8 protein-coding genes are annotated in these 8,590 nt (G+C 66.0%); 6 read left to right on the top strand and 2 right to left on the bottom strand.

Annotated elements, in window-relative coordinates:
- The coding region (locus tag I5M_RS04855; protein ID WP_159103971.1) for an FtsW/RodA/SpoVE family cell cycle protein at positions 1-274 on the top strand (274 nt) is incomplete at its 5' end.
- A 4-nt stretch (positions 275-278) separates the two neighbouring features.
- On the top strand, positions 279-1,382 hold the full coding sequence (gene murG, locus I5M_RS04850) for an undecaprenyldiphospho-muramoylpentapeptide beta-N-acetylglucosaminyltransferase (protein ID WP_022720379.1): 1,104 nt from the start codon (positions 279-281) through the stop codon (positions 1,380-1,382).
- Positions 1,383-1,390: 8 nt separating this feature from the next.
- Here murG and I5M_RS04845 read toward each other — a convergent pair whose 3' ends face one another.
- On the bottom strand, positions 1,391-2,296 hold the full coding sequence (locus tag I5M_RS04845) for a LysR family transcriptional regulator (protein WP_022720378.1): 906 nt from the start codon (positions 2,294-2,296) through the stop codon (positions 1,391-1,393).
- A gap of 114 nt (positions 2,297-2,410) precedes the next feature.
- Between I5M_RS04845 and I5M_RS04840 the strand changes: the two genes are divergently transcribed.
- The 3 genes from I5M_RS04840 to murB all read left to right on the top strand — a co-directional run bounded on the left by I5M_RS04840 (position 2,411) and on the right by murB (position 6,086).
- Positions 2,411-3,583, top strand: coding sequence for an MFS transporter (locus tag I5M_RS04840; protein WP_022720377.1), 1,173 nt, complete (start codon positions 2,411-2,413; stop codon positions 3,581-3,583).
- 164 nt (positions 3,584-3,747) lie between these two features.
- Positions 3,748-5,151: a UDP-N-acetylmuramate--L-alanine ligase gene (gene murC / locus I5M_RS04835; protein WP_022720376.1), complete on the top strand. Its 1,404-nt coding sequence runs from the start codon at positions 3,748-3,750 to the stop codon at positions 5,149-5,151.
- 2 nt (positions 5,152-5,153) lie between these two features.
- Positions 5,154-6,086 carry a UDP-N-acetylmuramate dehydrogenase gene (gene murB, locus I5M_RS04830; protein ID WP_022720375.1) on the top strand — a complete coding sequence of 311 codons (933 nt, stop codon included), beginning with the start codon at positions 5,154-5,156 and terminating at the stop codon, positions 6,084-6,086.
- On the opposite strand, the gene I5M_RS04825 is transcribed toward murB, so the two are convergent.
- Positions 6,087-6,920, bottom strand: coding sequence for a DUF4239 domain-containing protein (locus I5M_RS04825; protein ID WP_022720374.1), 834 nt, complete (start codon positions 6,918-6,920; stop codon positions 6,087-6,089). It abuts the gene before it with no gap.
- Between the two features lie 229 nt (positions 6,921-7,149).
- Between I5M_RS04825 and I5M_RS04820 the strand changes: the two genes are divergently transcribed.
- Positions 7,150-8,475: a glycosyltransferase family 87 protein gene (locus tag I5M_RS04820; RefSeq protein WP_022720373.1), complete on the top strand. Its 1,326-nt coding sequence runs from the start codon at positions 7,150-7,152 to the stop codon at positions 8,473-8,475.
- Positions 8,476-8,590 lie beyond the last annotated feature (115 nt).

Here is an 8,590-nt window from a genome sequence, read left to right as displayed (position 1 = left end):
CGTGCTGCGCACGTTGTCGCGCGCCTACCGCTCCGACGACATGTTCTGTCGCTTCGCCGCGTCCGGCCTCGCCATCCTGTTCGGCATCCAGGCGGCGATCAACATGGCGGTGAATCTGCAATTGATCCCAGCCAAGGGCATGACGTTGCCTTTCATCTCTTATGGCGGCTCCTCGATGGTGTCGCTGGCCTACGGCGTCGGCATGATGCTGGCGCTGACGCGGCAGCGGCCAAAGACCGAAGTCGACGCTGCCATGGCGGCGAGCTACGCGTAGCACCATGACCGACGCGCCCCTGATCCTGCTTGCCGCCGGCGGCACCGGCGGCCATCTGTTTCCCGCCGAGGCGCTCGGCGTGGTGCTGATGCAGCGCGGCTATCGGGTGCGGCTGGTCACCGATCATCGGGCGATGAAGTACAGCGGCCTGTTCTCGGCCGAGATGACCGACGTGGTACCGAGCGAGACGGTACGAAACAGGACGCCATGGGCGCTCGCCCGGACGGCCGTGATGCTCGGCACGGGCACGCTGGTCGCGCTCAATCTGATGCGGCGACTGAAGCCGGCCGCGGTGATCGGCTTTGGCGGTTATCCGACGCTGCCGCCGCTGATCGCCGCCAGCTTACTGCGCATTCCGACGCTGATTCACGATGCCAACGCGGTGATGGGCCGCGCCAATCGGCTGCTGTCCGGCCGTGTCAGTGCCATCGCCACCTCGCTGCCCGGCGTGCTCGACCGCGATCCGCAGCTTGCCGGTAAGGCGACTACCACCGGCACCCCGATGCGACCGGCGATCCTCGCTGCCGCCGCGGTCCCGTTCGTGTCGCTCCAGCCAAACGGTCCACTGCGCCTGCTCGTGGTCGGCGGCAGCCAGGGCGCGCGGATCATGGCCGATATCGTGCCGGGCGCGATCGAGCAACTCGATCCCGCGCTGCAAGCGCGGCTGATGCTGACCCAGCAGGTCCGCGACGAGGACATGGCGCGGGTAAGGGCGGTCTACGATCGGCTGAAGCTGAGTTGCGAGCTGGCGCCGTTCTTTTCGGATCTGCCGGCGCGGCTGGCTGCCAGTCAGCTCGTAGTGTCGCGCTCAGGTGCCGGCACCGTCGCCGAGCTCGGCGCGATCGGCCGGCCGTCGATCCTGGTGCCTCTGCCCGGTGCGATCGACCAGGACCAATTCGCCAATGCCGGTGTGCTGGCCGATGCCGGTGGCGCCATACGGATCGTGCAGAGCGATTTCACCTCAGAGCGGCTGGCGGCCGAGATTACGGCGCTTGCTGGCGATCCCAACCGGCTGACCGCAATGGCGGTGGCCGCGAAGTCGGTCGGCCGGCTCGACGCGGCGGACCGGCTGGCCGATCTGGTGGAGAGGGTCGCAGACGTCCGCTAACGGGCGAGCTAGAGCCGCACCTCGGCCACCAGATAATCCAGAAACGCCCGCACCCGCGCCGGTAAGTGTCCGCTGTGGCCGACGAACACGGCATGGATCGGCTCGAGGTCGCGGGGATTGAAGTCTTCGAGTAGCGGCACCAGCCGGCCGGCTTCGATGTCGGGCTCGACATGAAAGCGGGCCAGCCGTGAAATGCCCATGCCGGCAACGGTCAGCCGCTGCATCGCTTCGCCGTCGCTGACCAGCGCATTACCCGCAGGATTGATGGTGATCGTCTCGCCGGAATGTAGCCTGAACGGCCAGCCGTCCTTCCATTTGCCGAAGCCGAAATCCAGCAGATTGTGGTTGGAAAGATCCTTGGGTGTTTGCGGGGTGCCGCGTTCGGCGAGATAGTCCGGCGAGGCGACCACGACCATCCGGCTGTCGCCGAGCTTGCGCGCCAGCAGGCGCGACTCCCTCATTGCTCCGACCCGAATGGCGACGTCCGCACGCTGCTCCAGCAGGTCGACCACGATATCGGTCAACGTCACTTCGACCTTGATGCCCGGATAGCGCCGGGTGAAATCCGGAAGCAGCGGAAGAAGACATCGCAGGCCGAACGGCACGCTGGTGTTGACGCGGAGCAGACCGGTCGGCGTGGCCCCGACCGCAGCTTCGCGCTCGGCCACGGCCATCTCGTCGAGGATGCGCACCGCGCGCTCGTAGAACGTGGCGCCTTCCGGCGTGAGCTGCAGTTTGCGGGTGGAGCGGTTGATCAGACGCACGCCGAGCCGGGCTTCGAGGCGGGCCACCAGCTTGCTCACCGCTGAGGGCGTCATCCGGAACGCACGGGCGGCGGCGGAGAATCCGCCGAGTTCGACCACCCGGGTGAAGACCTCCATCTCGCCGGAGCGGTTGACGTCGAGGCGCGACATGATGAATTCAATTCACAAGTATTTTTCCATTTAGATGTCTATCTCATCAATCGTGAGAGGTCCATATGGTCCGTACTTGGCCCCTCGGCCTGTCGTTCTGCCGGAGACCACCTCATGCCCCTCGCACTCTATGCGTTGACTGCCGGCGCGTTCGGAATCGGTGTCACCGAATTCGTCATCATGGGTCTGCTGCTCGAGGTCGGCCGTGACCTCGGCGTCTCGATCCCGGCCGCCGGCCTGCTGATTTCCGGCTATGCGCTGGGGGTGGTGGTGGGCGCGCCGATCATGACCATTGCCACCGGCCGGTGGCCGCGAAAGACGGTGCTGCTGGTGCTGATGGGGATCTTCACCCTCGGCAATCTCGCGTGCGCGCTGGCGCCCGACTACTGGAGCCTGATGGCGGCGCGCGTGCTTACCGCCTTCGCCCACGGCACTTTCTTCGGGGTCGGAGCGGTGGTCGCGACGAGTTTGGTGGCGGCAAACAAGCAGGCTTCGGCGATCTCGATCATGTTCGCCGGTCTGACAGTTGCGACCATCCTGGGCGTGCCGTTCGGGACCTGGCTCGGACAAGCCTATGGCTGGCGCGCCACCTTCTTCGCGGTCACGCTGGTCGGTCTGTTGGCGATGGCGGCGGTGGCGTTGCTGGTGCCGCCGGTGAAGACGGCGCAGGATCGCACGAAGCTGTCGGACGATCTCGCGGTGCTGGTGCGGCCGCAGGTGCTGCTGGCCCTGCTGACGACGATCCTGGGGTGGATCGGGATCTTCGCCCTGTTCACCTATGTGGCGCCGATTCTGACCAAGATTTCCGGCTTTTCCGATGCCGCGGTGTCGCCGATCCTGCTGCTGTTCGGCGCAGGCGCCATTGTCGGCAATCTGCTTGGCGGCCGCTTCGCCGATCGCTGGCCGGCGGCGAGCGTGTTTGGAAGCTTGCCGGTGCTGGCGATCGTCCTGGCCCTGATGAGCTTCGCCGCGCACAGCCAGATTGCGGTCGTGGTCGCGATCGCGCTATTCGGCGCCGCGGCCTTTGCGACAGGGGCGCCGTTGCAGATGGCGGTGCTGCGCCGCGCCGCCGGAGCTGGCCAAAGCCTCGCATCCAGCTTCAACATCGCCGCTTTCAATCTCGGCAATGCGATCGGCGCCTGGCTTGGCGGAGCGGTGATCGCGCACGGCGGATTGACCGCGGTGCCGTGGGTCGCGGCACTCGCGCCGTTGGCCGGTGTCGCCGTCGCCGGCCTGGCGAAGCGTGCCGATCGGGGGCAGGCGGGAGTTCCCGCTGCGGCAGAGTAGCGCTGAGCTCGACGAGCGAGATCCGGACGGAGACTAGTGCCCGGATTTTCTCGATTTTTGCGCCGCGTCAAGGCTTGTGTGGCCATCTCAGGCTTGCAAGAAGGGAAGCGGATTCGGGCAGGTCAGGCTGTCCGATCTTGCCCCCCAGAAACGAGACCCTTCCCATGAGACTGCCGCGCGAGATCGGACCCATCCACTTCGTCGGGATCGGCGGCATCGGCATGAGCGGCATCGCCGAGGTGTTGTGCAATCTCGGCTACACGGTGCAGGGCTCGGACGCGTCCGAGAGTGCCAACGTCAACCGGCTGCGGGAGAAGGGCATCGTCATCTCGGTCGGCCACAAGGCCGAAAACATCAAGGGCGCGGACGTGCTCGTGGTCTCCACCGCGATCAAGCGTGACAATCCGGAGCTGCTGGCTGCGCGTGCGCAGCGCATCCCGGTGGTGCGGCGCGCCGAAATGCTGGCCGAACTGATGCGGCTGAAGAGCTGCGTCGCCATCGCCGGCACCCACGGCAAGACCACCACGACGTCAATGGTCGCGGCTCTGCTCGACGCCGGCGATCTCGATCCCACCGTCATCAATGGCGGCATCATCAACGCCTACGGCACCAACGCACGGCTCGGGGCGGGCGACTGGATGGTGGTCGAGGCCGACGAGAGCGACGGCACCTTCCTGAAGCTGCCCGCAGACGTTGCGATTGTTACCAACGTCGATCCCGAGCATCTCGATCACTTCAAGACCTTCGACGCGGTGCAGGATGCGTTCCGCAACTTCGTCGAGAACGTCCCGTTCTACGGCTTCGCGGTGATGTGCATCGATCATCCGGTGGTGCAGACGCTGGTCGGCAAGATCGAAGACCGCCGCATCATTACTTACGGCGAAAACCCGCAGGCCGATGCGCGGCTGATTGATTTGAAGCCGTCGGGCGCCGGCTCGACCTTCAAGGTCGCGTTCCGCGATCGCAAGGCAGGGACCGAGCACGAGATCAGCGACCTGCTGGTGCCGATGCCGGGTCGGCACAACGCGCTCAACGCCACCGCGGCGATCGCGGTCGCGCACGAGCTCGGCCTGTCGGACGACACCATCCGCAAGGCCCTGGCCGGTTTCGGCGGCGTGCGCCGGCGTTTTACCAAGACCGGTGAATGGAACGGCGTCACCATCATCGACGATTACGGCCACCACCCGGTCGAGATCGCCGCGGTGCTCAAGGCGGCGCGGCAATCGACCAGCGGCAAGGTGATCGCCGTGGTACAGCCGCATCGCTACACCCGGCTGCAATCGCTGTTCGAGGAGTTCTGCACCTGCTTCAACGATGCCGACGCGGTCATCGTCGCCGAAGTCTATCCGGCCGGCGAGGCGCCGATCGAAGGCATCGACCGCGATCACTTCGTGCTCGGTCTGCGCGCTCACGGCCATCGCGACGTGCATCCGCTGCAGGACTCGGCTTCGCTCGCCGGCGTCGTCGCCGGCATCGCCAGAAGTGGCGACTACGTGGTTTGTCTCGGCGCCGGCAACATCACCCAGTGGGCGTACGCGCTGCCGGGTGAATTGAAAGCGCTGGGCTGACCGTGGCCTTTCCCGATATTGCCTCGGACCTCAAATCCGCGATGCCGGACCTGCGCGGCCGGCTGCTCGGCAACGAGTCGCTGACGCCGCTGACCTGGTTTCGCGTCGGTGGCCCGGCGCAGGTGCTGTTCACGCCGGCGGACCCGGACGATCTCGGTTACTTCCTGTCGCGACTTCCTGCCGAACTGCCATTGATGTGTATCGGCGTCGGCTCCAATCTGATCGTGCGCGACGGCGGCGTGCCGGGCGTGGTGATCCGGCTGGCGCCCAAGAGCTTTGGCGAGACGCACGTCGACGGCGATGTCGTGCATGCCGGCGCTGCGACGCTCGACAAGCGCATGGCCGAAACCGCGGCAGCGGCGCAGCTCGGCGGTCTCGAATTCTACTACGGCATTCCCGGCACGATCGGCGGCGCGCTCCGCATGAACGCGGGCGCCAACGGGCGCGAGACCAAGGATGTGCTGATCGACGCTACGGCCTATGATCGCGCCGGCAATCGGCACGTGCTCGACAATGCCGGCATGCAGTTCTCCTATCGGCACAGCGGAGCCGACACCGGGCTGATCTTCACTGGCGCGCGGTTTCGCGGCACGCCGGCGACCGCCGACGCGATCCGGGCCAAGATGAACGAGGTGCAGGCGCATCGCGAGATGGCGCAGCCGATCCGCGAAAAGACCGGCGGCTCGACCTTCAAAAATCCGCCCGGTCACAGCGCCTGGAAACTGATCGACGCCGCCGGCTGTCGCGGACTGCGGCTCGGCGGCGCGCAGGTGTCGGAGATGCACTGCAACTTCCTGATCAACACCGGCAACGCCACCGCCCACGACATCGAGACGCTGGGCGAGACAGTGCGCGCGCGCGTGCGGGCTCAGTCTGGCGTCGAACTGCAGTGGGAGATCAAGCGGATCGGCGTCGCGGGCGACGCCGATCACTGATTACTTCGCGGCTGGTGCCGGCGAAGGTTCGACGGGTGGTTGCGCCGACGGTGGCAAGGTCGGCGTGTCCGGCAGTGTCAGGATGCGCTCGAGCGGCGCCGAAGACACCCGGAAGACGCCGCTGAACGGATCTTCCTGCAGTGCGATCAGTCCGAGGGCCACGATCGCGCCGGTTGCGAACACCGTGAGCGCCGCGGCCATCGCGCGCGGCTTGTCGAGATGGACGAGCGTCAGCGCGACCTGCGTGATGATGCCGAGCAGCAGCACCGAAATCCATTTCAGCTCGCTGGTGCGGTCGGTCGACAGGCTAAGCCTTGAGTTGCGTGCCGTGCCGACCCGAACGGCGGCGCTCAGCATCGCGACGTGCACGGCAGCGCTGGCGTCGCGGCTGATGCCGGGATCGCTCAGCTGTGTCAGCAGTTCGTCGTAGGCTTCGGTGGTGGTCGGCGCGCTCTCGCCGCGCGCCGCGGGCCATTCTTCGTGCACCACCGACTTGGCATAATCCTTGAGCGCGATGCGGATCTTGCGCATATCGGTGACCGAGGCGACGCTGAGCGTATAGAGGTTTTGCAGTTCGCCGGCCTCGGTCTGCACCGCATTGGTGGCCCGGCGATTGCGCTCGGTGACTTCGTAGCCGAGAAAGCCGGTGAGCAGGCTGAACAGCACCGCCACCGATGAAAAGAACGGCGCGACGACGCCATTCAGCTTGTTGATCGGTCCACGCGCCGGCGACACGCAAGTCACGATGATGAGCGCCAGCGCCACACCGTAATACAGCAACGCCAGCGTCACGAATGTGCCGGTGGTGGAGAGGTCGAGCCAGGCGCGGATCATTCGAAGTCTCGCGAGGGTGACGGCGTTCTGGGAACTCACCGTGAATGGACGGAAATCGAGGTGCCAGCCCCGTTTTGGCGCGATGACGCCGGTTTAGGCACTTTTCTACGGCAGGGCTGGCCTGCCGGCAGCTTGCTGACCCGGCGGCTAAGGACTGGTAAAGGAACCGCCACGGTTCTGCCCGAACGGCCTGCCATCGCATCCAGCCTTAACGATCCGGAGCACTTCATTGGAAAGGCCATTCGCCCCGCGGCTGCAGCGCCTGCACTGGTATGAGATCACGCTGATCTCCGCCGTGGTGCTGTCGCTGTGCATTTATCTGCCGATCGTCGTGAAGCGGTCGGCCCTCCAGGGGTTCGGCGACGTCCAGGTGTTTTTCCGCGCCGGCTGGGCGATCTGGACCGGCTACCCGCTCTACGAAGTCACCGATCATCACGGTTGGACCTATCATTATCCGCCGACCTTCGCGTTGCTGATGGGACTGTTCGCCAATCCGGTTGATGGCGCGGCGCAGCCGACCTGGGCGCTGTCGTTCCCGGCGTCCGTTGCGGTCTGGTACCTGCTCAGCGCAGCCGCGATGATCGCGGCGGTGTCCGTTTGGGCGAGGGCGCTCGAGGCCGAAGCCAATCCGTTGGACCAGCGCGATTGGAGCGCTTGGTGGATGCTGCGGATCGGCCCGGTGCTGGCGCTGCTGCCGTTCTTTGGCGACGGTCTCGGCCGCGGCCAACCGAGCACCCTGGTGCTGCTGACCATGGTGGCATTTCTGGTGCTTTATGTCCGCGGTCGGATCTATTCAGCAGCCTGCGCGCTGGCGCTCGGCTTCACCATCAAGCTGTTTCCGATCGCCCTGTTGCTGTTCCCGGTGCTTCGCCGGGACGCTAGAACCGTGCTCGCAACCGCCGGCTTCAGCCTGATCTTCCTGTTCGTGGTGCCGGCGTTGTGCCTCGGGCCTGGAGAGGTCGCAAGGCTCTATCAGGCGATGTGGACCGAGCATCTCAGCGGCATCGTCACCGGCGTGCCGAATCCGAAGATCGCCGCCGAAATCACCTTCACCTCCTTCGATATGCTGAGCATCGCGGCGATGCTGGCCCGGATCGGCGCCGGCGGTGAACCGAGCGTCAATACGCTGCCGGCCTATGCCACACTTGGACAATTCGCATTCGACGCAGTGTTGATCGGAGCGCTGGTGTGGCTCGGCCACGGCCGGTTCTGGCGGCTCAAGGGAGCGCAGCCCGCTCCCGACAATGCGCTGCTGATCGGTGGCGCGATCCTGTGCGCAGCGCTGCCGCTATTGCTCTCGACCTCGCAGCCGAACTACGTCGCCTTCGTCGCGCCGCTGATCGCGGTGGTGCAACTCCAGGTGTGGCGGCGCAGCGGGCGGGTCACTGCGCCGCCGCTGCTGATCATATGGTCGGCGGTCATGTGGCTCGGCATGATCGCGACCGAAGGCGGCGTGTGGGAGCCGCTGCAGGTGATCGGCCTCGTCACACCTGCGATCGCCGTCCTTCTCTCGCAAGGGCTGCTCGATTTGCGGCGATCCGTAGCCGCCGCGTAAGCGCGGGCTGCTCGAATCTGCCATATCGACGAGACGATGCCGGCGTTGGTCGGCGGTATTGCAACTGACACCACGCGGCGGACGCGACCATGCGCATCACCATTCTTTCGGCGCA

The organism is Rhodopseudomonas sp. B29 (assembly GCF_000333455.1).
Taxonomy (GTDB): domain Bacteria; phylum Pseudomonadota; class Alphaproteobacteria; order Rhizobiales; family Xanthobacteraceae; genus Rhodopseudomonas.
This window is presented reverse-complemented; position numbering and strand designations above follow the sequence as displayed.

Excerpts from the sequence above, each read along its gene's own strand:
- murG (WP_022720379.1), top strand. The coding sequence starts at position 279 with ATGACCGACGCGCCCCTGATCCTGCTTGCCGCCGGCGGCACCGGCGGC.
- I5M_RS04845 (WP_022720378.1), bottom strand. The coding sequence starts at position 2,296 with ATGTCGCGCCTCGACGTCAACCGCTCCGGCGAGATGGAGGTCTTCACC.
- I5M_RS04840 (WP_022720377.1), top strand. The coding sequence starts at position 2,411 with ATGCCCCTCGCACTCTATGCGTTGACTGCCGGCGCGTTCGGAATCGGT.
- murC (WP_022720376.1), top strand. The coding sequence starts at position 3,748 with ATGAGACTGCCGCGCGAGATCGGACCCATCCACTTCGTCGGGATCGGC.
- I5M_RS04825 (WP_022720374.1), bottom strand. The coding sequence starts at position 6,920 with ATGATCCGCGCCTGGCTCGACCTCTCCACCACCGGCACATTCGTGACG.